Origin of the sequence: Leptospira weilii (genome assembly GCF_006874765.1) — a bacterium.
GTDB classification, from domain to species: Bacteria; Spirochaetota; Leptospiria; order Leptospirales; family Leptospiraceae; genus Leptospira; species Leptospira weilii.
Genome location: NZ_CP040840.1, coordinates 3152501 through 3177500, shown reverse-complemented (window position 1 = coordinate 3177500; position 25000 = coordinate 3152501). Strand labels below are relative to the sequence as shown.

The window sequence follows — 25000 nt, the reverse complement described above, 5'->3', positions numbered from 1 at the left end:
CTGACAAAAGACATTCCGAAACCCTTACTTCCCGTAAACGGAATCCCTCTCATCTATTATTCTTTATTCCAGATTTGGAAACAAAACGCGGAGGGTGCGGTCATCAACACACACTACCTAGGGGAAAAGATCCGCAAAGAGCTTGAAACGTTTTCTCTTTTTCCTTTGGTATTTTCGGAGGAAAAAAAAGAAATCTTGGGAACCGCGGGAGGAATTAGAACCGGACTGGAAAAAGCCGGTTGGATGGGAGAAACGATCGGGATCGTAAACCCGGACTTTCTTTATTTTCCGGAAAATTTTTTCCAAATTTCAAATTCTCTTTCGGAAAACGATTGTCTTTTGTATCTTTTACCCCAACCGGAATCCGCGAATTATACCGGATTAGAGCTCAACGACGGGAAGATCGTTTTCCGAAGGGGAAATCTATTTTATGTCGGAATTTCCGTGTTGAACAGCGGGATTCTGAGCGGAATTCAACCGGAAACCTTTTTCGATCTTTCTAATATTTTCAAAGGACTTTCCGCCAAACAAAGATTAGCCGGAAGATTATTTCCCGGAGAGGTGCTCGACTTGGGAGAAAAAGAATATTATATTTCTTTAAAGGAAAAAGATTTTTCGGAACGTTTGGGCTCTCGTTGGGAGGAATTTTTGGAACTCTGTCGGATTTCTGTTCAGAGATAGGAAGCAACACACCAAGCGCAGATTTTGTTTTCCGTTTGGACGGATTTCGGAATATTTTTGATCGGAATATCGTCCGGAATTTTGGAAAATAAAATCCGATCGTCCACGGTTCTTCCGCAATGACTACAAGGGTTCGTTTGCCAAGGAGGTTCGTTTGCCCGTTTACGATTGCCTTTCGGAAAGGGAAAAATTTCCTTGTCGTTCAAGATTTGTTCGCGAATACTCCCGTATTCCTCTCCGAGAGGGATTTCTATTCTGAAAGCATATATCCCTTCTCCGGTACTGATTCGAGACAACTCCGGTCTTAATCCGATTTCCCGGAGCGTCAGGATCGAAAATGCGAGTCCTAAGTTCCTGCCTTCCTTGTCTTCGGGATAAAATTGATAGTAATCCATTAAATCCTTATATTCCATAGAGAATGCGACGTATTGTTTCAGAAATTCTTCCATAAAAGGAATCGCTTTGGAGTTATTTAATACTTCGGCGCTAAACCTCTTGCGATTGTGGCGGATGATTACTTTTAAAAATAAACCTTTCGTCTTTAGGGAGTCTCGCACCGAACGTGGGTCTAGGGTATTTAAGAATTTTCTAAATTCCTCCTCGTTATAATCGAACGAATTTTGATCCAAAAAATCGATTCCGTTTTCCTGGGAAAAATGTTCTCTCAAGTTGGAGATTCCGGCGCGTAAAAGCATTTCCTGAATTACGGAACAAACAAAGGGAACCAGATCGTTCTTGTCGTAGTTTTCGAGGCAGAGTTTTACGAATTTTTCCAGATTCAGTCGAAAGATATTGTTGAATATATATCCCGTAAGTTCGATTCGTGCGCCGGCTTCGATCATCTTGAGAAGATGAGGCCATCTTTTGAATTCTTGGTCCATTTTTTTTTAAGGAGAAAATTCCCCAAAAAAACTATCTAAGTTTTTCGAGAAAGAAAACCTATTTTTAACTCGGTTAGGAAAAAGAATATATGCGAACTTTAGAATTTAGGAAATCGATTTTCTCCGAATTGGAATCTCGTTATGTTCGATTCCGCGAGAAAAAGTATACCAATCGAGAGGAACGAATCGATTCTTAAAAAACCTGGATTGACAAAATTTGGAGATCCGTAAGTTGCAAATAATAATAAAGACAATATCTGAAATCAACTGTGACAAAAGTGAGGATCAAAGACCTAAATACGTCGCACTCAATATGGCAAGTGAACGGACTGTAAAACAGTGAGGACAAAACTAGGAGTATTACACTAGTTATGCGAGAGAAGGAGGAGGCAAATTCGACAGATTGAGAGTTTGGATGTTACAGAAATGGAATTGGAACCTATCCTGGAGGGAAGTGATTTTGCCTTTGAATACGAATGGAATGTTTTTATGTGTTAAAGAGAGGGAACCAAGAAGGAATTCGAATTCTTCCTCCAATTGAACCGGCTCTTTGTATTCGGATTCAACCCCGTTTATTGTCTGTTTGTGAGGATGGAACTTCCCAGGAAAATTGCTGGAAGAAAGGATGGAAATCGACAGAAACGAAAACGTCAGAATATGAGACGTTAGAGGAAAACCGATTTCGCACCTCTTCATTCTTTCATCCATCTCCCGATTTTAAAAGATGTCAAGTAAGAAAGTTAGTTTCGTTGAAAAGGAGTCTTTCTTTCCAACATCATGGAGGTATAACTTTGGCTTTTAGTCTCCTAAAATTCTTTTGCGAAGAAAGTTCCCCTTTTTTTCAAAGCCGGCTTTATTCAAAAGGGCGAACATATTCTTTTTATATGCTTCTACTCCGGGTTGATCGAAGGGATTTACACCTAACGAATAACCGGAGACCGCGCAGGAATATTCAAAAAAATACATTACTTCTCCCAAGGATTCGGGAGATATATCCGGAAAAATGAGTTCCAAACAGGGAACTCCGCCGTCCGCATGCGCAAGTAGGGTTCCGAGTCTGGCCTGTTCGTTCACGTGTCCGAGCGTATTTCCCGAAAGAAAATTCAGAGAATCCAAATTGTCCGGGGTCGGCTTCAAAATCAGGTTGGAACGAACGTCGGAAGGGCTTAGAACCGTTTCGAATAAAATTCGTTTGCCTTCTTGAACGTACTGTCCGAGAGAATGTAGATCGGTCGTAAAATCCATGGAGGCGGGAAAAATTCCCTTGTTCTCTTTTCCTTCGCTTTCCCCGAACAATTGCTTCCACCACTCGGAAATATATCGTAGTGAAGGATTAAAGTTCGCTAATATTTCTATATGTCTTCCTTCGGATAGAAAATAATTCCTAAAGGCGGAGTAATAGGTGGCCGGATTTCGGACGGGATCGGATTCGGCGTGAAGATCCTTTAAAATATTCCTAGATCCTAATATGAATTTTCGAATCGGGATCCCCGCCGCAGCCAGCGGAAATAACCCGACCGGTGTTAAAACGGAATATCTTCCGCCTACGTTATCCGGAATTGTAAACGTGTCGAACCCTTCCGCGTCCGCGAACGTCTTTAAGGCGCCTTTCGAAGAGTCCGTGGTGGCCACAACTCTCGAAGCCGCGCCCGCTCCGTACTTTTTACGAAGTAGCTCCCAAAATAGGCGGAATGCGATCGCTGGTTCCGTTGTCGTTCCAGACTTGGAGATGACGTTCACCGAAAAATCTCGGTCTTGGAGATATTCCATCAATTCGGACAAATATCTGGATTCTAGATGATGTCCCGCAAAAAAGATTTCCGGATTCCCTTTGGAGGGTCGTCTGAAAAATGGAAGGGTCGCTTCCAGTACGGCTCGGGAACCGAGATAGGAGCCTCCGATTCCGATTACAACGATTACTTCGGAAGAGTCTCTGAATCGCTGAGCGACTTGGATAATTTTTTCGATTTCCGATTCTTTGATTTCTTTGGGAAGGTTCAACCATCCTAAATATTCGTTTCCTTTCCCCTGAAAAGAATGAAGTATACGTCGAGAAGATTCCGCTTCCGTTAAAAAAGATTCGAATTTCCGGGAATGTACAAAGGAAGAAGCGAATCTGGTTTCTAATCGAATCATAATTTATTACGAAATTCCCTTTTCAGATTTCTAGTGACGAAAGCCTTCTAAATTCGCGCGAAAAGGGAACGCTTGCACAGTTTGGAAAAACGAAATCGGCGGGCAAGAAAAATCCGAATCGTACGTGCTTGCGATGACGCTGGACTTTCAAATCTCTGTCCCTATAAAATAGAATACCGTTAATTTGAGCGCAAATCCCGCGTTTCGACACAGAATTTTGGACACACTATTTCGTAGGATGAGTGGGAAATTACGATTTAGGACGATTGCAAAAGAAAGAGAAGGATTGACTAGAGCGAGAGTCCCCTAGCAATGTCTTCGGGATTTCTAAAAAGGATTGAATGAACCGAGAGGAATTAACAAAAATTCTAAAAAGTGAATTTCCTTCGAGCGGTGGAAACATTCGTTTTTTCTCGGCTCCCGGAAGAATCAACATAGTCGGTGAGCATGTGGATTACGCGGGGGGAATCGTTCTTCCCGCGGCGATCGACTTTTCGATTCGAATTGCGATTCGTAAAAATAAAGAACAAAAATTTAGAATTTATTCCGTTTCTTCCGGAGAAAAAATTGAAACGGAATCAATCGTGTTCGATTCCGAACGTTCTTGGGTAAATTACGTTTATGGAGTGATCGAAGAATTTAGAAAACTCAATTTCATTTCGGATTTTTTCGATCTTGTAGTCTGGGGAAATATTCCTCAAGGCGCCGGGCTTTCTTCTTCCGCTGCGTTTGAAGTCGCAGTCGCGTTTGCTCTTTGTGAAATTCACGACTGGAAATTTTCCAGAGAAGAAATCGCTTTGCTCGGTCAAAGGGCCGAGAATCATTTTGTCGGTGTTCGTTGTGGAATTATGGATCAGTTTGTAATTTCCACCGCAAAGGAAGGGTTTTGTATCTCTCTCGATACGGAAAGTTTACGATACGATTTTCATGAGATGGATTTGGAAGGTTGCGAGTTTTATCTGATCGACTCGAAAGTAAAACATTCTCTGAAGGACAGTGACTACAATCGCCGTAGAAAAGAAGTGGAATCCGCGTTTTATAAAATCAGAAAACACAAACCTTCCATTCGAACGCTTTATCAAGCCGAACTGGAGGATTTGGAAAAAGGTCTTAATGAAATCGAAATAAAAAGAGCGATACATATCGTCGGAGAAAGATTAAGAACTTTGAAAGTAATCGAAAGTTTAAAGAACGGTAACTCGCAAAAGGTGGGCGAGATCCTTTTCGAATGCCACGATTCTCTTTCCAAAAATTACGAAGTTTCCTGTGACGAAACGGATTTTATCGTAGAAGAACTGAAAGTCCAAGGAACTCTGGGCGCGAGAATGATCGGAGGCGGTTTTGGCGGTTGTATTTTGATACTGGACAAAGTGGGTAGAAAAAATACTTTGTTTGAAAAGATAAAGATTCGTTACTTCGGAAAATTCGGAATCGAGCCGGAATTATATTCGGTTCGAATCTCCGACGGAGTCAGGGAATTTTAAAAATCCGAAAATATATATTACGGACAGGTTTTAAATTTTTGAATGAAAGAGAATTTGAAGTGTATATTCAGAATATTTATCGATTCAATCTCTCCGTCCCATGAAAAGTAGTAAATTAGAATATTCGAATCATATTCATCGTCTTTTGAGTTGTAGGAAATGTCCCAAAATGCAGGGCAATCCGGTTCACGGTTGTATTCCTTCCTCAAGAATTATCAGTCTAGGCCAGGCTCCCGGAATTCACGAAGAAAGATTTGGCAAACCTTTTGCCTATACGGCGGGAAAAACTCTTTTCGGCTGGTTCAAAAAAATAGGGATCGATGAGGAAACTTTTCGAAGTAAAGTGAACATGTCCGCTGTTTGCAGATGTTTTCCCGGTAAGGCGAAAAGCGGGGATCGTAAACCTGATTTGGAAGAAGTGAAGAACTGTTCCGAGTTTCTCGAGTTTGAAGTCCGTTTTCATAAACCGGAACTTTTGATTCCTATCGGCAAACTCGCGATCGATCAGTTGTTTGAATTCGGAAAATACAAACTTGAGGACGTGATCGGTAAAACTTTTTCACGGGAATTCTACGGAGTCCGGCTCGATTGGATTCCGTTGCCACACCCGTCCGGACTTAATGTATGGAATCATACGGAAACCGGTAAAAAATTGATACGAGAAGCATTGGATATACTCAAGAATCATCCGGTGATTCGGGAGGAATTTTCTATTTGATCGAAGTTTTTTTGGGGAACTTTCTGTTTCTTATAAAATGTAATGCGAACGAATGGAGAGATTCATTCAGAAACTAAAAGCTACTCAAAAATTTTATCTTTGCTTAAAATGTCGAATTCTAAAGATATTTTTGAGATAACTTCTAAAATAACGTGAGCAGGGTCGTAAGAAATCCATGATTCATTTTTCTGAAAAGAGTTGGAATCTGAACTTTGTAAATTGATTCTTACTCATTTCCACATAATAGAGTGCCTAAAATTCCGCGTCTAAACGTCGTGGGATTTATACTCAAATTAACGGTACTCTATTTTATAGGGATCAGTAAAATACCATAACCTTATCCACAAATACTTGGATCCAAAGATAAATTTGTCGGAATTCCGACAAATCCTCTGTGAAGGCCCCACCCTGATTTTGGGTGGCGGGGCGAATAAACTCTATTTCGCTCTCTAAGGGTCGCGAAATAGGTGGAAAGACTCGGGAGATTTTTCTCTATCAGAAAATCATACTTCTTGCAAGTAAAAAGTATCATTCTTATCGGAACACTTGAAAAATATCAGTTTTTGATCCTTATTATCCCAAAAGCCTTTTCAATTTGTGGGTTGGTTATGGTAAAATACGGGAATCACCACAAATCACGATTTTACGAACAAATTCTGGAATTGCGGGAATTTTTACTTTTAGAAAATTCTTTCGTATTTTGTTATACCGAACTCACGTTAAAATAAGTCGGTGATTGATCTTTTTTACTCCGAAACCATGAAACGGTAAATATTCAATTTTCTTTATCAAGGTTTCCGCTCCTATAGGAAACGTTTCGTCTTAACGAGAAATATAGAAAAGTGGAACGATACAATTCTCATCGACGAGAATCCTTCTTTCGGCGATTCTTGTCTTGTATGGAACTGAGCCCCGGAAATCCTGTCTTCGATTATTGCATCCTTCCTTGTTTTATCTTTCTTGCCCGAGTTACCGACGTATCGATCGGAACGATCCGAGTGATTCTTCTGACTAGAGAGAAAAAGGGAATTGCGGCCTCTCTCGGTTTTTTGGAAGTACTTCTCTGGGTCGTCGTGATCACCCAGGTCATTAAAAATCTAAATAACATCCTGTGTTATCTCGCGTATGCGGGAGGATTTGCGACAGGCACTTTTATCGGAATGATTCTCGAAGAAAAACTGGCGATCGGTTTTTCTCTTTTGAGAATCATTTCCCCACGAAACGGAGATGAAATCGCAAGCAAACTTGCTGAGGCCGGATACAGAGTTACGGCGATGAACGGGCAGGGAAGCCGCGGTCCGGTGAAAATCGTTTTTACGGTTTTAAAAAGAAAAAAAATCGGTCAGGCAATGACGATTGTCAAGAACGTGGAACCGGACGTATTCTATTCAATAGAAAACGCCCGAAGCACCAATACTGCAGTGTCGGAAGATTCTCCAGGACTTCTCAGGATAGGAATCCTGGAAAAGATTCTAAAGGTTAGAAAGTAAGATTTTCGTTTTGAGCCTCTTTAGACCGGAATTTTGACATAAAGCTTTTTGATTTCTTTTTGGATAAATTTTGGAAAGTTCATCTGATATTCATGAATCAGAAGTTTCCAATCGTCCTTCCGAATAAATTTTCTACAGTTTGGCGACCCGCAACAGCACTCAAAGGTTTGGTCGAAATTTACGATAAAATTCGCGTAGTCGATGGTAAGCTCTTCTCCCGCTTGAATTTCCCTTTTTGCTACGATGTTGTCATCCTGATCGTACCACATATTCGGATCGCAGGAGTGATTCATGAAATTGGAATGGTTGATTACATACTGATCGCTGGTAGGTCCGGTCACTAACCCGAAGTCCACATCGTATCCGTATTTCATGAAAATGTCCTTTTCGGATTCGGGAAGCGATTCGGCTTCGTCGACCGTTAGAACGATCGCGGATTCTTTTGGAAGAAGTGAAACATACAAAAGTGCGGAACTAAACGCAAGTAACAGAATCAATGCACTTGCCCAAACGATCTACGGAAACGGAGCATATATCGTAGACAATACGGAAATCAACCAGATCCAAACTCAGATAACAACGAACGGACAAAACCAAAGCTTTTGGCAAAATGAAATCAATGGAGTCAACGGAGGGTTTAACTTTAACGGTCGCAACAACACAAGCCAAACCAAAGAAGCCCTGTATGGGGACATGATAGCAGACATTGCAGTCGCAACAACGTTACAAGCGGAAGTAATCGATGAAGAAAGAGGTTACTTAAAAACCGCAAACGAATACTTCGAAAAATCCGAAAGATATCAAGAGTTAGCGGAGAAGGCCAAGAGTGAAGCGAAGTTCGACGAAGCCGCGCTTTACACTAGTTACGCTGTGAGAGAAAAGAACAACGCAGTAGGATTCTTGAAAAAGAAATACTACAACTTGGGAGAAGAGATTACAAGTGAAGTGGATAACCGGGGGCTTACCTTTACGAAAAATTCGTTCTTAAGTTACAGAGATACACTGCTCAACAAGAACTTCCAGAATACGACGCAAATAGGCAAACAGATTCAAGAAGGAAAGAATCAAGTCGCGGGGATTATCGCGGAAGGAGAAAGCTACAATCAAATCCAAGGAATGATTCAGACGGCTTCTAACTTAAACAAACAAGGAGAAGAGAACAAAGAACGGGTGGAGAGACTCTTGGCGCAATCGAAAGAGCTAGCAGAGAAAAACATCGGTGAAGGACTGTTAGACGGATTGCAAGAAATGATTGCAAGCATCCAGAGCGCACTACCGCAAGAAGTAAGCAATAACGGAGTCGCTCAATACATCCAAGCACAAGAGAAAGAGCTGGAAGAGAAACAAGAGAAAGTGAATGAATTACTTTCTCATATGAATTCGCTTGTAACGAATCAGAACGATCTTTCCAATTTGCAAACATTGTTACAAGGAAGCAGCCAAGCGATCAACCTAGCGGCAAGCAGCGCAGTGTCGAAGTATTTAGACGACTACGCGAAGAAACTCCAAAAAGACAACGAAGAAAGAAGCGAGAGTTTGCAAAAGACACTTCTCGAAGCCCTCACAAATGGAGACCAATACAAGTATCTCCGAGAAGCGGGCTACGGATTTAGAACGGACGGAGAAGGAATTTCCGCCTACAGACAGATCTACAGCGGGGAAATCGAAATCGACGGAAGCGCGATGAAGGAAACAAGTTATTCTCCCGATTTAGAATATCAATATATACGAATTGAGACGAAGTTTAATCCCGGAAACTTGAGCGTGGATATGATGAATCCGAATTCCACAAGATTTAACGCGGAAATGGCGATCGGCGTAAAGAACTATATCGACAATCTTCAAAAGAACGTGGAACAAATGTTCGCGCAGTTTAGCAACAAGACGAATGAAATCAAAGAAGAATACGCACAGAATCAAGAAGTAGAAAGCTATCAAAAGAAATTGTATGAATCGAGTAAGGAGGCTTACTTAACCGCATTCCAAGCGTTGCCAAGCGACTTGAAGAAAGCATTTTCAGGAGAAATGGGAGGCCTAAAAAATTATCACGAACAAGGCTCCAAATACAACTTTAATCAAGAAAGCTTCCAAGATCAAAGCGGAGAGATGAAGAAGATCGGGAAGTCGATGTACGAGGGAGCGAACATCGACGACACAGTCTTTGGAGGCAGTAGAGAACTGAAAGGCTCGGTGAGTGTCAAAGGGATACCCGTAGAAGTCAGCTACGGAATGCAGTATTTGGTGGTCACATCGGGGTTTGACATATCAAATATTGGATACAACTTCAAGTTAAAAGGAGTGGGAACAAACTATGTAGAGAATCAACTGAACGGAGCCAGCCAGAAGTATGAAATCTACAAAGAAGACATACAAAACAGAATCGAGAAACAAGCGAAAGCGAATGACGCGGAGAAGGAAAGCAAGGGATTTCTGTTTAACGTATTAAACGGAATGAGCGGAGGCCAAAAACCACATGAAGCGGTCAAATCGGAAGTACAAAGCAGAGTAACGGGAGCAATCGCGGAAGCAAGCGGTCTTCCGGCAAGTTTGGTAGGTGCGTTAGTCGGCGGTGCTAACATGAAACAAGCGATGAAAGCATACGAGAAGAGCGTAACCACAGAAGCGATATCACAAGCGACTGGAATTCCCGCTTGGTATTTAAATCAAAAGATCGCAGAGAAGGAAGCAACTCACGCGATGTCAACGAGCTTTTCCTACAACATGGGAAGAAGTTTGGCGACCATGGTGACTGCGCCAATCCAAATTGCAGCAAAAGCTGCGGTTGCGGCATTAGAATACACTCCGCAAGGTAGGATGATTCAAGCGGCTTCCCCTGGGATTGTTTCTCAAGTGAAAGAAGCTTCTGATAACGTGAACAAACAAGCAAACAAGTTTGCGGATCATATCGGTCAAGAAGCTTACAAGAATCGAGAAACAATCGATACCGTAGTAACAGTAGCGGCAACGGTAGCTGCTCCTTTAAGCGGAGGAAGTTCTCTTTTGATTTTAGGAGCCCTGGCAGCTTACAAAACCGCACAAGGTGCAGTGGAAGGCGGTGTGTATGGCGCTTTAGCCGGAGCAGCTAACATCGGTAATGCGTTTTTGAATACTTACACTGGCGGCATGGTGAGTTACAATCTGAGTTACACGAGAGATGGTGGATTCGGTGCAATCGTAGGCTTACAAGCTGGAACGAGTGCGCTTAGTTTTAACGCAGGACTTAGTTATTCCGAAAGGGATGGAATTTCGGGTAACGCTGGCATCGGCTTGGGAATGGGAAGAAACGCGACCACAGGATCCTATTCAAGTTCTTTAAACTTAGGAGTGAGTTACAACCGCCGGGACGGTTTTGGCACAAGCGCCGGATTATCGTCTAACAACAACGTAGTCTTACCTGGAGTTGGTGCGACTATTTCGAGAAGTGAATATGGCGGCTGGGGCGCAGACATTTCAACGGACCAATATGGTAAAGTGGAAGGAGGTCCGGGCAGACAGGGCTTTGGAGGCGTGAGTGGCGGACTTTCCTGGGGTGAACGAGACGGATTTACCGCAAGCTTTAACGTATCGGGAACGAATGCGTTCAGCTACAATTCTCAAACCGGGTTATCGTCTAACAGTGATTTCATGAGTCAGTATGCGATGAACAACGCACTTGCGCAAGGAGTTGCTCAGACGGATGAAGAGAAGGCGTATCAAGCCAGACAAGAAGCAGAATCAAGAACCGCTCAAAACAGAAATAATTCTGAACAAGGCGCGGCAGCAGCGTCCGGAATGGCCGTGGAGCTTGAGAACAGAAGACGCAATGAAGGAGACGGAAGTCATGGAGTAATCGGCTTCGGTGATGATGGCCCCACTCCTGCTCATGGAGCGCCATCTTCACATGATCCAGGGCAGACGTTAGCGTTATCGGGATCTTTTGATCCGGATGGAAAACCGACTGGAGGTCGTCAACTCAGTGCGGCCGATGTTGCCGAATTCAAAGCAGACTGGAGAAAGGAAAGTCCAGCTCAAACGGATGCAAGTATTGCCGGTTTGAAAGCCGCCGGTTACGATACGAGTGGGCTTGAAAAGTTTGTAAACGATTATCGTAATGCCAAAGCGGCTAACAACAGTCAAGTCGCTACAACTACGCATCCGACTCAAAGCACTGGGTTCTTTACGAATGCTTATAATGCGGTTGTGAGTGGAGCGAGCAATTTGTGGGACAAGGTAGTAGGTAGAAGTTCGGCCGTAATATCTACCGGCCCCGAACATTATGATACGGTCTTAGGTGATAAACTGATCTATCGATTGCATGAGAAAGGCGAAGGGTTTTCAAGCAATTCAAAACAACCTACCGCGGACGAGCATCGCTTTGGACAGAAACCATTGGTAGATACGATTTCCAATACAATCAATGAATGGAAGCAGGCAAATCCAAATTATCCGATTGTAACCAATGACTTAGGATACAAATCTGGAGGAATTGATCCTCATGCAATTGCGGGTGAAAAGTATTATGCCAAGCATCATAAAGACGGAAATGCGATAGACCTGTCATATATGGTAACACCTGGAGTGAAGTCAACTGGCTTGAACTATGATAATAATAAGGCCTACGATCGAGACAAAACGATTGAGTATATCAAGACGATTTCCAGAAATATTCCGGAAGGGGTTGGAAGTTATGATACAAATTTTGTAAAATTTAATGATCCTGCAGTGCATGAATATTTTAAGGATAATCCATTGCCAAATTTGCGTATAACGGCTGATAAGCCAGGGGCTAAAGTGATGCACAGCAATCACCTGCATTTAGAGTTAGGCTTACCGAAAGTAAAGTAAAGGAGACATGAGAATAGTATGATATTAAGGATATTACTGGTTAGTTGCATTTTGCTAAATTCTTGCGACAAGCCCGGAAACAAAGAGGAAACAAAAGTGGAAGTGAAAACATATACCAAGCAAGAGAAACTAAAAATGCTGGACGTGATGCTTTCGAAACTTTTGAAGGACATCCAAGAGAAGAAAAACTTTTCTCCCTTTTTAGAAGTGAGCGATGAATACAGCGGATATACGATTCATACAAGAGAAGAATTGTATGGCGGTAATTTCCAAAAAGAAGGGTTTGCCGATATGGAAAAACATGTCACCGTTGAAGAAGTTGTGCGTCTTTTAAAAAAAGGAAGTAAAGAATATATTAGCGAAAGTGGCAGAAGTCTTTGGGTTATGCTTGAAGCAGATCGTTTTGAATATGGCATAGATTGCTATTTTCCTGAAAAAGAAGGGAGATGGATCGTGCGAGGATTTTCAAGATTGAGACCGGAGAGAGATTAGTAACAAGTGAAAGATAGGGCTCCGGGGATGAGACACAAAGAAGTAGCCCGGCGAAGGGGAAGCGGAATACCGAGCTTGAATAAACGATTAAACATTGCTAAATTAGAGAAGCAGCAAGCTCGGTATGAAGCGAGGGGAAGGCTTTCCCCTTCCCGCCTGAAATCTGATCACTATTCACTGACATCTAAAACATGTATGAAGGAGCGAACATCGATGATACAGTGTTTGGCGGAAGCAGAGAGTTAAAAGGCTCAATCAGCGTGAAAGGAATACCGGTAGAAGTCAGCTACGGAATGCAGTATTTAGTCGTCACATCCGGATTTAATATCTCGAAAATGGGTTACAACTTCAACTTGAAAGGATTGGGAACAAACTATGTAGAGAATCAACTGAACGGAGCCAGCCAGAAGTATTCCATTTACACGGAAGACATCCAAAACAGAATCGAGAAACAAGCCAAGGCAAACGACGCGGAGAAGGAAAGCAAGGGATTTCTGTTTAACGTATTAAACGGAATGAGCGGAGGCCAAAAACCACATGAAGCGGTCAAATCCGAAGTACAAAGCAGAGTAACGGGAGCAATCGCAGAAGCAACCGGTCTTCCGGCAAGTTTGGTAGGTGCGCTCGTCGGCGGTGCTAACATGAAACAAGCGATGAAAGCATACGAGAAGAGCGTAACCACAGAAGCGATATCGCAAGCGACTGGAATTCCCGCTTGGTATTTAAATCAAAAGATCGCAGAGAAGGAAGCAACTCACGCGATGTCAACGAGCTTCTCTTACAACATGGGAAGAAGTTTGGCGCTTACGTTGAAAATAAGAAAGAATTTTCTAAAAGTAGAAATTCCTACAATTTCAGAATTTGTACGTAAAATCGCGATTTGTTGCAGTTCCCATATTTTAAGAATCAATTTACGAAGAATCTGTCCCAAAACGTAGGAACAACTACAGCAATCCGCAGAGATTTTGTTAAAATCGGGTGATTTTAGGACAAATTCAAAATCCGATTCTTTTCAGAAAAATGAATCATGAATTTCTTACGACCCTGCTCACGTTAAAAACGATACCGAAAAAATATTGGGAACTACTGCGAAACGGAGCCGCCGGCCAAAAGTTTGCGTTTGAGACTTGTAAACTCTTTCAGAACGGCACCCAAAAAAAGATTTTTCTTTCTAGTTTCGTCTAACGTGTTCTTGTGGCGTAAAATATAAATTTCTGTTTTGCGAACTAAGAAGCCCAAGTCCTCCCATTCGGCGATTCCTTTTTGAAAGTCGGAAAGAATTGATTCGTAGGATTCGTATCGAATCGAAGGAGTGGAAAACTTTTCCAAAACGTTTTGGATTTTTTTCAAAAGGTTCGATCGGAATTCCTCGGCCGCTTTCTCGGAAATTTCGGGATATATTTCGGACTTCCAAGGAAGAAAATCTTTCCAGAAAAAACCGTGAGAAGGGAAGGAGGAAAGAATCAGATCCGCTTGTTCCAAGGAAACGTTTTCGCAGTTTGCAATTTTTGCCCCTCTGCTGTTAACGTTATAAACCGGAAAGTCGAGCGTCTTAAACGATTCCTCAAACCAATGTCTGTAAAGATCCAGAACGTAATCGGTGAGAACTTCTCCTCCGTTCGCAGACGGAACCAGGCGAGTGTCTCTTTTACGGATGATCATCTCGTTGATTTTTTCAAGGCTTTGCGTTCTGCGGACAAGAGTGAGCCATTTTTCGTTATGATGCGTCCCCGTGGAATGAATTTCCCTGCCCGAATAAGCAAGATCTTGACCGACTAAAAAAATCGGCTTACAACCCAAATTTCGAAGAAGATCAAAGGCGGTCGTCGCGACGCTTCCGCCTGATTGGACGTCTCCGATCGGCCCCAGAAGTTTTTCGGCGGTTTTGGAGCCCGCGGTCACTTCCCGTTTAAATTCGCCGCTTGCGTCCACAATGTATTTTGCGGTTAGAGAATGGACTATTTTTGTGAACTTTTGCGATCTTAAGATCGAAGGGGAGCTTACCAAATCCGCAAATAAGGGAACGTTAGACGATTTTGCTCCCATAAAATGAAAGAAAGAATGAGTCTGCGCGTCGAGAGTGATGACACCGTCGGGAACGATTCCGAATTTTAAAAGTGCCTTCAGAGAAGTATCGCAGGAAAATAAAAACACTTTGTCTCTGATCTTAGAGATCCATTCGCATTGACTTCTGAGGGATGGGCCCGCGGAAACGAGCATCGCGGGAGTATTCAAAAATTTTTCTTTTAGGAATTCGATTCTCGTTCTCGGGTTTTTGGAATCCGGAAAGTTTGCGGTGTTTACGAACGTGTTTCTAACCCAGATTCTTTCAAACTCGAACTTGGTCAAAAGATCGCTCATCTTAGAAGAAAGAATTTTACGGATCTTAATTTCCAACTCTCCGTAATACGCTTCGTTTAAAGACGTACTTGCCGTGTTCCTAAAAATTCGGATACCGGAAACTCGTTCCACGGGAAGGGATTCCAAATAGTTCCAAAGGAGATTCAGGGCGGAATGTCCTAGAAACAAATGTCTTCCCGGAACATCCATCACAGGTTCTAAAATTCCGTTCCAAAGAGGAAAGATAAGTTCAGGATTTTCATCTATGAGAAGAAGAACCTGACCGGGATCTAAATTTTTGTGGACTTCAAAAATGAGATGCGGATTTCCGAGACCGATCACCGCTACCAGATCCGTCCGAGAAATTTTTTGAGCTTGAAGAATTCTTTGCGCTTGTGTGAGAGGCGCTACGGCGCTTGAGAGCGCGCGGCCGTTGAGTTCTAAAAACCATTCTTCAGGATTTTTTGCCGGTTTGAGAGTAAAGGTCAGGTTTGGGTTTCCGGGCCTTTGAAAGTAGAGGGATAAATACGGCTTTTTCCCGAATATTTCTCTTGTCTTTTCGGAGAGATTGTGAGACATAATAACCCAGGGTGCATTCTGTTCCCTGCCCAAATCTGGTCAATTGGAATCATCTTTCCGGAACATCCGGAAATGAAAAACACAAAAATTATGTATTTAAAAAGTTTGAATATTGTTGGATTCAAAACGTTTGCGGATGAGACTGAAATTCTTCTAGACCCCGGATTTACCGCCGTCGTGGGACCGAATGGAAGCGGTAAGTCGAACATTGTAGACGCAGTCAAATGGGTATTCGGTGAAAAATCCGCGAAAGGTCTTCGCGGGGAAAAGATGGACGATGTAATCTTTCACGGTTCCGAGGCGCGTAAACCGGCGGGTTACGCGGAAGTTTCCGTCATTTTCGATAATTCTTCCCGATTGATTAAGATGGATTATCCGTCGGTAAAGATGACTCGCCGTCTTTATCTGGATGGAAACAACGAATATTGCATCAACGATTCCAGAGTTCAAAGAAAAGACATCGAAAAACTTCTGATGGATACGGGGATCGGAAAGTCTTCTTATTCGATTATGGAACAGGGAAAGGTAGATCGAATCCTCCATTCCAAACCGGAGGAAAGGAGGCTGATCTTTGAAGAAGCGGCCGGAATTTCCAGGTTCAAATTGGAACGTCAAGAGGCGCTCAAACGTTTGGAGGATACGAAACAAAATCTTCTCCGAATCCAAGACATCATGAGTTCCATGAAAAAAGAAATGGAAGTCAAGGAAAAGCAGGCGGAAAAAGCGGAAGCTTATTTCAAACTCAAAGCGGAATTGGACGAAACCGACAAGATTATACGTTATTTGAAATTTTCCACCCTTACCAAAAAATTGAAAGAGTCCGAAGACGAGCTTCAAGGAATCAAGGACAAGAACCAAACCCTACTGGATACGATCGGCGAAGAAACCGGAAGAATCGAAGTGTTGGAAAAAGATAAATCGGAAATCGAAGTGAGAGTTTCCGAAATCGACAAGAAACTATACGATCATCTTTCCCAAACGAAAATTCAAAAAGAAAAGATCGAGAAAAACAGACAGATTATTCTAGAATACGAAGAAAGAGTTTCGGAGATGACTTCGATCCTCAATGGGGAAGAATCCTCTTTGAGTTTGTTAGTTATCGATCTAGAAAGGATTCAGAAGGAAGTTTCCGAGTTGGAAGGGGAGGTCGAACTTCTTGAGGAAGAGATACGTAAGTTAAAAGACTCCAAACTTGGCCTTGAAAAACAAATCGAGGACGAAAACGTTTCCGTACTTGAAAAGGAATCAAAGATCGTCTCAAACGACAAGGCTCACAACGAGCTTCGTGAAAAACTCAAAGAAGTCATTTTCGAACTCGTTAGTCGACTTGAGTCCAGAAAAAAAGAGGCGATCGATACCGAAAATCGCAGAAAGGAACTGAAAGAGTTCCTCCTTTCCAAGATGTCAGAATATTCTCGAAAGATCGAAACGTTACGATCTGATTTGGAACTTTCCGAGAAATCGAAGATTCAATCTGTTCTGGAAACTCTGGATCTGGGGGAGTTGCGATTCAAACTCGAAGAGTTCGTTCATCTTGAGGATATGATTCGAAACATTCTTTTCGATCGGGACGGATTTTTATCCAGAAAGGAAGCTTTGGATCAGCAGATCGAAGATCTGATTTTGGAAAACGAAAATCTTACGAGGGGCATTAAGGATTCCGGTTTAAAAATCGAATCCTTGAGAGAAAGTTTGGAAGCCAATAAGGAACAAACTGTATTTTTGGAAAAAAAAGTTTTGGAACTCGGCTCCGAAAGAAATTCCAGACTGGAGGCGGGAAAGGCAATCCAACTACGGAAGGAAGAGATCCAAAAAAGGATTCAAACCGCAAAGGATTCCATCCAAAATGTGATCTCTAAAAAGCAGGAATTTGAAAGAGAAGTTTCCGAGCTAGAACAACAGATAGAATCGAGTTACAATGAATTTTTGGATATGAGCCGAGCTCTTGAATCCGAAAAAGAATCTCTTCGGAATATTTTGAAAGAGATCCAAAACTTAAAGCATGATATTCAAAAGAATCAGGACGATTTTAAGAACCTGATTCCTATTCTGACGGAAAAGGAAAGAACCGTTTCCGGTTTGAAAGTACAGATTGATTCGTTTACCGAGGAACTTTATAACGACTATTCCATTTCCGAGCAGGAACTCGTTTCGGAATTTCAAAATAGAAACTTAGAAAGAACTAAAGAGGAAGTAAAGCTTAAGAGGCTTAAATCCGACATTCAGATGTTGGGTTCTATCAATCCTCTTTCCATCGAAGAATACAGAAGTGTGAAAGAAATTTTTGAGCACCACCGAGTTCAAAAAGAAGATATTGAAAAATCGAAAGCGGACGTGGAGGACGTTCTGAGTCGAATCAACGAGGAATCCGAAAAACTATTCCGTGAGACTTTTGAAAAGATTCGAGAGAATTTTCAGGAAACTTTTTCCACTCTCTTCAATGGGGGGCGCGCTATTTTAGAATTAACGGAAAACGAAGACAGTTTGAATGCCGGGATCGAAATTATGGCGGAACCACCCGGTAAACACGTTCAAAATTTACGGCTTTTGTCCGGTGGCGAAAAGTCCATGACTGCGATTGCGCTGCTTTTCGCGATCTATATGGTAAAACCTTCTCCGTTTTGTTTTTTAGACGAAATCGACGCGGCTCTGGACGAGGCGAATAAGCTTCGCTTCTGTCAAATTCTGGATAAGTTCAAGGATAAGTCTCAGTTTATCGTAATCACTCATGCGCAGTCCACGATCAATAGGGCCAATTCCCTTTTTGGCGTAACGAACGAGGAACCGGGGATTTCCAAAATCCTTTCTTTGAAATTGAATGAGGCGGTTTCTATCGCGGAGAAAGTAACGGAAGCGGCCGTTTAAAAGAAAATTTTCGTTTGGAAAAAATACGGCGCCCACTATATGCAGAAATTCTAAAATTAGAATTTTGTTTTGGAAATACGTTCGATTCTCACGAGCGGCGATCCCGCAAACAACAACGAATGCGTAAAAAAAGAGCTTTCGCTCTTTTTCATTTCAACGGAAGAGCAGCATCGCTCTTCAAAGGAAGCTCATGAAATTCTAAGATTTATTTTTTATTCGTATTGTATGCGCTTACGATACACTCGTTAAACGGTTTGCATTGATTTTTGTGGTTCTCAAAACAAGCCGCGACGGCTGCGGTATGTTTTTTGCAAGAATTGATACAACCCGTTTTAACTTTGGTTTTTTCGTCCGCGCTTAATTTTCTAGGCGCGTTTTGTTCCACACAACCGGAATAGAAACCGCAAATTTCATTGCAAGCGGCGGATTGAGCCGATACGGAACCGGTCGAAATCAGAAAAGAAAGAATCAATAGAAAAAGATGTTTCAACGTCAACTCCTTTGAAACGATTAGCGACGCAGGGATTCGAACCCCGGACCTGCGGATTATGATTCCGTTGCTCTAACCAGCTGAGCTACGTCGCCGCTTTGTTTGGACCCGATCAAACGGTTCCAGTGCTATTATTTTCAAAGGAATTGCCCTGTCAAGGTTTCCTTCCGACGGAAGACTTCCAGATTTCGATGAGAATTTTCCATGTGGAAGTCGAGAAAATCTCTTCGATTTTTTTCGTTTCTAATTCTTTTTTTTCTTTCCATCTTTCCAAAATGGAATTTGTAATTTCCATTTGCATCGATTTCCAATCTTTTGAGACGGTTTCGTCGAAAGAAATTATTTGGGAGAAATCCTGAATTACTTTCAAACGATTCAAAAGATCCGGAATTTCAAATTCTTCCAATTTTCTTCTTCGGTTTTCTAAAGTGGAAACAAGAGCGTTCTTGGCGGTTTCGTATTCTCTTTGAAGAAGGGAATGAAAGAAGAATTCTTCTTCTTCCGAATGTCTTGATATACGGGAAGCGAATCTGTGTTCCGTCATATTTCTCCAGGATTCGTTTCTTTCGAATTGAGGAAAGGAATTCGGAATTTTGGAATCCGAAGAAGATGTATTTAAATTTTCCCAAACATCCAGAAGAGAAGATTCTAGTACCAAAAATAAAAACGATGGACTCAGCCAAGGTGGAACTGCGATCTCTAAAGCGGAAAAATCTTTGTTTGTATAAAGGGGAGAATTTTCAAAGTCGATTGCCGAAAGAATTGCGCCCGAACGGGAAAACCAAATCGGAATTATCTCCCGATTTTCGGAAAGATCGATCGCTAGTTTACAAAAATTGAATTCGATTTTTCCGGACATACCGGAGAGAACGTGGATTGCGAAAAGGCTTTGGACTCCGTTTAGTTTCGGAGTAATGAGAAAGAACTTTCCTTGTTTTTCGATAATTCTTTCCGTAAAATTTTCAGGGATTGGTGATTCCAAAATTTTTTTAAGATCGAGAGGTCTTTCGGATAAAATTTGAAATTCGAGTCGGAATACGGAGGTATTGCCTTCCTTATTTATTTTTCTGCCGGAAAGGAACTCTATTTTTTTTTCGATCGTTGCAATTTTAGAGGAAAGAGAGGTTTCGTTCGAAGCGAAAGGAAAATGTATGAATTCTTTCCAAACATAAGCGGGGAAAATTTTGGACGGAACTTGGGACATTGAAAAACGAAAATTTGAAAAGTCGGAAAGAAGTGAGATAGAACGATAAGCCGATTTTTTAGGTGCCAAAGGTTTGGCAGATGTTTCGAAAATAGAATCCGGAAATTCGATCCAGTACTTCGCATCCCTTTCTTGGGCCCAGACTCTTACTTGATCATAAAATTCTTTCAAAACGAATTCGCCCGGATGAGAATTTTCAAAAAGGGATTCGAAAGTTTTTCGATCTAGTCTTTGTTTCAATTCCGCTTCGGTAAGGAAATGAATTTGTTTCATTAGTTTCTCAAATACTGAATAATATTTATGCAGAATGTAAATTATCGGTACGAATAATGTACGAAATTTGAGCTAGTTGCCAATTGAATTGGAAAAAAGATAAAATCTGCAACCGCAGTGTATTTTAGGGCTTGCCTGTCTTTCAAGGAATTTTACTTTGATTCCGGATTCGTTCTTGAAACGGAGAAAAAAAGACTTCGGTTCTTTTTTTGGAAATCATCGGATTTCGGTTCAATGGTACGATATTTGCACTAAAAATGCAGACGCATTAATGCGTGAATTAACGATTAATACTCGAAGACTAACAGGAGAATAGAATGTCCAGAACACCTAGTGAAGTTATCGCATATGCCAAGGCGAATAACGTTCTTTTCTACGATTTCCGTTTTACGGATATCAAAGGAGCTTGGCACCACGTATCGTATCACACGATCGCGATTACCGAAGATTCCTTTAAAGGTTTACCGTTTGATGGAAGTTCCATCCCTGCTTGGCAACCGATCGATAGGTCCGATATGCAGTTGATTCCGGATACCGATGCGATTTTCTTAGATCCTTTTACTGCCGATCCGACTCTTGTCGTTTTCTGCGACGTTTTTGATATCTACAAAGGCACTCTTTACGAAAAATGTCCTCGTTCTATCGCGAAAAAAGCTCTGAAATATCTTGAGTCCTCCGGTCTCGCTGACACTGCGTATTTTGGACCTGAAAACGAATTTTTTATCTTTGACAACATCAAAGTAAGAGACGCGATCAACGTTCAATACTACGAAATCGATTCTTCGGAAGGGATTTGGAATTCCCACACCGACTTTCCCGGTTCCACAAACACAGGTCACCGTCCCGGAACCAAAGGCGGTTATTTCCCGGTAGCCCCTGTGGATTCTCAAGTGGATCTGAGAGCCGCGATTGTTAAGACTCTTCACCAGATCGGTATGGAAACTTTTGTGGTTCACCACGAGGTTGCCCAGGGTCAAGGTGAGATCGGTGTTAAATTCGGAACTCTGATCGAAGCGGCGGATAACGTTCAAAAACTGAAATATGTTGTTAAGATGGTGGCTCATAACTACGGTAAAACTGCAACCTTCATGCCGAAACCTCTTTACGGAGACAACGGTAACGGTATGCACTGTCACCAGTCCATTTGGAAAAACGGTGTGAACCTTTTCGCGGGTAAAGGTTACCAAAATTTAAGCGATACCGCTATGAACTATATCGGCGGGGTTCTTTCTCATGCAAAAGCCTGTGCGGCTTTTACAAACGCTTCCACGAATTCTTATAAAAGACTTCTTCCCGGTTTCGAAGCTCCTTCTATCTTAGCGTATTCCGCTCAGAACCGTTCCGCTTCCTGCCGTATCCCTTTCGTAAGCGGAGACAAAGCGAGAAGAGTTGAGTTCCGTTTTCCTGATTCTTCCGCAAATCCTTATCTTGCTTTTGCGGCGATGCTTATGGCGGGTATCGACGGAGTTCAAAAGAAAATCGATCCGGGGCCACCTCGGGAAGAGGATCTTTTCGAACTTTCTCTGGATGAAATCCGCGAGAAGGGAATTCAACAAATGCCTCACACACTTCGTGAATCCGTGGAACACATGCTCTTGGACAAAGAGTTCCTAAAAAAAGGAGACGTGTTTACGGAAGAATTTATTCAGACTTACAAAGCGTATAAGTTTGAAACCGAAATTTGGCCTTGGGAAGGAAGACCTCACCCGTTCGAATTTCTTACTACGTATTCCTGTTAGTCGAAGTGTGCGCCGACTTTCGAGAGGCTCGCGTTTCAGTTGCAGAAATGGAAAAGCCCGAGAGTTTTCTCGGGCTTTTTTTGCGCCTAGGCAGGAGGGGCATAACCAACCCCACAAATTAAGAAGACTTTTGGGATAATAAGGATCGAAAACTGATATTTTTCAAGTGTTCCGACAAGAATGATACTTTTTACTTGCAAGAAGTATGATTTTTTGATAGAGAAAAATCTTCCAAGTTTTCCCGCCTCCAGGCTCAATGATTTGCTCCCTACGGGTCGCTCATCACCCCACCACCCAAAAATAAGGGTGGGAACTAAATTTCACAGAGGATTTGTCGTAATTCCGACAAATTGATCTTGAAATCCCATTACTTATGGGTAAGGTTATGGCTCCCTACGGGTCGCTCATCACCCCACCACCCAAAATCAGGGAAACTCAGCACAACGTTCTCTAAGGATCGCGTTGAAGGAACGTAAGCGCAGAGCTTTCCTAAACTCAGTAAACACCTTCCTATGGGTCGGTGTTTAGGTCACTCTGGGCGTAAGTTTCACAGAGGATTTGTTGGAATTCCGACAGATTTATCTTCGGTTCCAAGTATTTGTGTGGTTGGTTATGGGCCAACCTTTCCTAGGCAAGGTCAGACTATCCACTGATTTCTGGCATCTGACCCCTAAAACGTAAGGACTTCCGACAACTACTAAAAGCTATCTCAAAAATACTTTATCTTCGCTTAAAACGCCGATTCCGATCATTCTAAGATATTTTTGAGATAGCTTCTACTGTTCGAGAAGCGGCTTGTTCGCGTCCGGGTGTTTTGCCAAGTATTCTTGAATCGTATTTCTTTTTTTTTCTAAACGGAAAAGATGATCCTCGATGATCTTTCCGAAATCCAGTTTTCCGGTAATGATCTCATAACGTTCCGTTTCCAGAGTTCCCAGATCCAGATCAGAGTCGATTTCGGAAGAACGATCCGCATATCTTTGGGCTTCCTTCCAATAGGGAATCGCTTCCTTATAAAATCCGTCTGCGACCTCGAAGGAACGATTTAGATCGTACGCGAAATCCAGATTGTAGAAGTAAAGATGTCGTTTATCAAATTGGGACGCGATTCTCATATACGAGCGCATGATTTGAAGATTGATGTGCATAAAAAGAAGATTGCGGTATTTATAATATTCTTCCTCGTCTTTCACGGGACAAAGGGCGTTCTTTGGATGTCTGAATCGTTTCTTTAGTCCGATCTTTAGGAAATAAATGTTCCTTCTGAGTTCGTTTTCTCCGTAGTGAAGTTTGAGCCCGTAGAGTTGGTAGTAATCTTCTAAAAATTTAGGTTCCCATTTGTGAAGTTTGTAGGGCACCCAATCGGAGAATTTCGTATAGGGACCGTTTTTTTCATATTCGTAGTTATAGTCCAGGTCGATCTCCGCGGAGACCCAGGTTGTCTCCACGTTTAAAAGGATTCCTAAAAGGATGCAGTAGAGCGGTCTGATGATTTCCACGCGCATTCAAAGTGATTTTCGGCAGATTCTAATATTTAGGTGAGAGCGGAATGTTCGGAAAATACGGCGCTTTCTTTGGAATTTAGAATCGGATATTCTCTTTCGGACTCAAAAAATCGGCGCTTTGGAACTGATTTTTTGAATTCTTACATCGTGTCGAATCGCACGATTCGCCTTTAGAAAACGGATGAATTCGTTTTCTTCTCGGCAAAAAAATAATTTTTTGAAATCGGCATAGAGTCTAAACTACGAGTTTAAGAGCTATTTTATCCGGAAACGGGGTTGACCCCTGATTTTTTAGAAGAAGCATAGTTCTCGCAACAAAGTTTTATTTTTTGGTCTTTTAATTCGTGCTACTGAAAATCTATCAATATAAGAATTTTCTAATTCGTTTTGCGATTTTGTGCATCCTGACTTTGGGAGGTTTACCTCTTTCCGCGGAAGCTCCGTCCGGTTCTTTGTTTTCCGGGATTCGAAAGTCCGTTTCGGAGGGCATTTCCAGCGGGACCTTTGATTGGACTTCTGGATTTCTTCTGATTGCAGGTGGGATTCTTGCAAGCCTTTTACCCTGCGTATATCCGTTGTATCCGATCACGGTCGGAATCGTAAGGGCTAGGGGGGAAGGTTCTCCTAGAATTTTACATCCTGCGATTTACTACCTCGGTTTGATCACAATCTATGCTTCTTTCGGACTGGTCGCTGGTTTTTCGGGAGGGGCGTTTAACGTAATCTTGCGTTACCCGATCGTAAACCTTGCGCTTTCCATTCTTATTTTTCTATTGGCTTTGGGATCCTTGGATTTGATTCATCTTCCTTTTTTTCAATCCAAGGAGGTAAAAACCGCGCAAGGTTGCGGCGGAACTTTTTTCCTGGGAATGGGCGCCGGACTTCTTTCCTCTCCCTGTGTCGGTCCGGTTGTGGTCGCGATTCTTTTGCAGATCACGGCTGGTTCCGGTGCGATCTCGATTGATTCCGTGCTTCTTGCCGCGTTTAAGATGTTTTTATTCGGAGTCGGTTTGGGATTTCCGTTTTTAATGATCGGAGTTTTCGGTTTGAGTCTTCCTAAGTCGGGGAAATGGATGCGTTGGATCCAGTGGGCCTTAGGAATTTTCGTATTATACTTTTCTTATACGTATTTTCAAAAATCTCTTTTGGGTTGGGGAATCTCCGATTCTTCGATCCCTTTGTCAGCGTTTGGAATTTTATTCCTACTTCTTTGTATTTACTTCTTTCTTCCGGAAGAATGGAATCGTTACGTGAGAATGAAAAAGACCCTCTTTCTTGGAGGGGTGGTTTTGTCCACGG

The 25000-nt window shown here is 42.2% G+C and carries 16 protein-coding genes, 1 tRNA gene and 2 pseudogenes (2 of these 19 cut by a window edge); 10 read left to right on the top strand and 9 right to left on the bottom strand.

Features of this window, described 5'->3' with window-relative positions; genetic code table 11:
* Nucleotides 1-681 carry the 3' portion of a nucleotidyltransferase family protein gene (locus tag FHG67_RS15445; protein ID WP_004499478.1) on the top strand. 48 nt of this gene lie to the left of the window's left edge, so 681 of the gene's 729 nt are visible here — the last part of the coding sequence; its start codon lies beyond the left edge, outside the window; the stop codon is at nucleotides 679-681.
* On the opposite strand, the gene FHG67_RS15440 is transcribed toward FHG67_RS15445, so the two are convergent.
* The 3 genes from FHG67_RS15440 to FHG67_RS15430 form a co-directional block, all read right to left on the bottom strand.
* Nucleotides 672-1562, bottom strand: a complete 891-nt coding sequence (locus tag FHG67_RS15440) for a hypothetical protein (RefSeq protein WP_004499496.1) — start codon at nucleotides 1560-1562, stop codon at nucleotides 672-674. The genes FHG67_RS15445 and FHG67_RS15440 overlap by 10 nt on opposite strands.
* 369 nt (nucleotides 1563-1931) lie before the next feature.
* Entirely contained in the window at nucleotides 1932-2258 is a 327-nt protein-coding gene (locus FHG67_RS15435) for a hypothetical protein (RefSeq protein WP_002626132.1), read from the bottom strand.
* Nucleotides 2259-2360: 102 nt separating this feature from the next.
* Nucleotides 2361-3698, bottom strand: coding sequence for a glucose-6-phosphate isomerase (locus FHG67_RS15430; protein ID WP_004499522.1), 1338 nt, complete (start codon nucleotides 3696-3698; stop codon nucleotides 2361-2363).
* 341 nt (nucleotides 3699-4039) lie between these two features.
* On the opposite strand from FHG67_RS15430, the gene galK reads away from it, so the two are divergent.
* The 3 genes from galK to FHG67_RS15415 all read left to right on the top strand — a co-directional run bounded on the left by galK (nucleotide 4040) and on the right by FHG67_RS15415 (nucleotide 7390).
* Nucleotides 4040-5182, top strand: coding sequence for a galactokinase (galK, locus tag FHG67_RS15425; RefSeq protein WP_004499498.1), 1143 nt, complete (start codon nucleotides 4040-4042; stop codon nucleotides 5180-5182).
* Nucleotides 5183-5282: 100 nt separating this feature from the next.
* On the top strand, nucleotides 5283-5900 hold the full coding sequence (locus tag FHG67_RS15420) for a uracil-DNA glycosylase family protein (protein ID WP_085986071.1): 618 nt from the start codon (nucleotides 5283-5285) through the stop codon (nucleotides 5898-5900).
* A gap of 899 nt (nucleotides 5901-6799) precedes the next feature.
* Nucleotides 6800-7390 (top strand): DUF2179 domain-containing protein, encoded by a 591-nt coding sequence (locus FHG67_RS15415; RefSeq protein WP_002626165.1) that lies wholly within the window; start codon nucleotides 6800-6802, stop codon nucleotides 7388-7390.
* Nucleotides 7391-7410: 20 nt separating this feature from the next.
* On the opposite strand, the pseudogene FHG67_RS15410 reads toward FHG67_RS15415, so the two are convergent.
* Nucleotides 7411-7818: pseudogene (locus FHG67_RS15410) on the bottom strand (SET domain-containing protein); the annotation flags it as partial.
* Between the two features lie 265 nt (nucleotides 7819-8083).
* Between FHG67_RS15410 and FHG67_RS15405 the strand changes: the two are divergent.
* The 3 genes and pseudogenes from FHG67_RS15405 to FHG67_RS15390 all read left to right on the top strand — a co-directional run.
* Complete coding sequence (locus tag FHG67_RS15405; RefSeq protein ID WP_376767569.1) at nucleotides 8084-12214, top strand: coiled-coil domain-containing protein; 4131 nt, start codon at nucleotides 8084-8086, stop codon at nucleotides 12212-12214.
* Nucleotides 12215-12232: 18 nt separating this feature from the next.
* A complete protein-coding gene (locus FHG67_RS15400) occupies nucleotides 12233-12706 on the top strand; it encodes a hypothetical protein (protein ID WP_036075299.1) in 474 nt (157 codons plus the stop codon).
* 221 nt (nucleotides 12707-12927) lie between these two features.
* Nucleotides 12928-13509: pseudogene (locus FHG67_RS15390) on the top strand (peptidase M23); the annotation flags it as partial.
* A 280-nt stretch (nucleotides 13510-13789) separates the two neighbouring features.
* On the opposite strand, the gene FHG67_RS15385 reads toward FHG67_RS15390, so the two are convergent.
* Nucleotides 13790-15625 (bottom strand): motility associated factor glycosyltransferase family protein, encoded by a 1836-nt coding sequence (locus FHG67_RS15385; protein WP_004501943.1) that lies wholly within the window; start codon nucleotides 15623-15625, stop codon nucleotides 13790-13792.
* Nucleotides 15626-15715: 90 nt separating this feature from the next.
* Between FHG67_RS15385 and FHG67_RS15380 the strand changes: the two genes are divergently transcribed.
* Nucleotides 15716-18490, top strand: a complete 2775-nt coding sequence (locus FHG67_RS15380; RefSeq protein WP_036075906.1) for a chromosome segregation SMC family protein — start codon at nucleotides 15716-15718, stop codon at nucleotides 18488-18490.
* Between the two features lie 205 nt (nucleotides 18491-18695).
* Here FHG67_RS15380 and FHG67_RS15375 read toward each other — a convergent pair whose 3' ends face one another.
* The 3 genes from FHG67_RS15375 to FHG67_RS15365 form a co-directional block, all read right to left on the bottom strand.
* Entirely contained in the window at nucleotides 18696-18980 is a 285-nt protein-coding gene (locus FHG67_RS15375; protein WP_002556322.1) for a Cys-rich protein, read from the bottom strand.
* Between the two features lie 21 nt (nucleotides 18981-19001).
* Nucleotides 19002-19075: transfer RNA gene (locus FHG67_RS15370), tRNA-Met, on the bottom strand.
* Between the two features lie 59 nt (nucleotides 19076-19134).
* Nucleotides 19135-20457 (bottom strand): hypothetical protein, encoded by a 1323-nt coding sequence (locus tag FHG67_RS15365; RefSeq protein WP_004498600.1) that lies wholly within the window; start codon nucleotides 20455-20457, stop codon nucleotides 19135-19137.
* 317 nt (nucleotides 20458-20774) lie between these two features.
* Between FHG67_RS15365 and glnA the strand changes: the two genes are divergently transcribed.
* On the top strand, nucleotides 20775-22196 hold the full coding sequence (gene glnA, locus FHG67_RS15360) for a type I glutamate--ammonia ligase (protein ID WP_002556319.1): 1422 nt from the start codon (nucleotides 20775-20777) through the stop codon (nucleotides 22194-22196).
* A gap of 776 nt (nucleotides 22197-22972) precedes the next feature.
* Here glnA and FHG67_RS15355 read toward each other — a convergent pair.
* On the bottom strand, nucleotides 22973-23701 hold the full coding sequence (locus tag FHG67_RS15355; RefSeq protein ID WP_002619030.1) for a hypothetical protein: 729 nt from the start codon (nucleotides 23699-23701) through the stop codon (nucleotides 22973-22975).
* A gap of 344 nt (nucleotides 23702-24045) precedes the next feature.
* On the opposite strand from FHG67_RS15355, the gene FHG67_RS15350 reads away from it, so the two are divergent.
* Nucleotides 24046-25000, top strand: partial view of a protein-disulfide reductase DsbD family protein gene (locus FHG67_RS15350; RefSeq protein ID WP_004498571.1) — the 5' portion only. The gene runs 416 nt beyond the window's last position; the window shows 955 of its 1371 coding nt (coding positions 1-955); the start codon lies at nucleotides 24046-24048; the stop codon falls past the right edge of the window.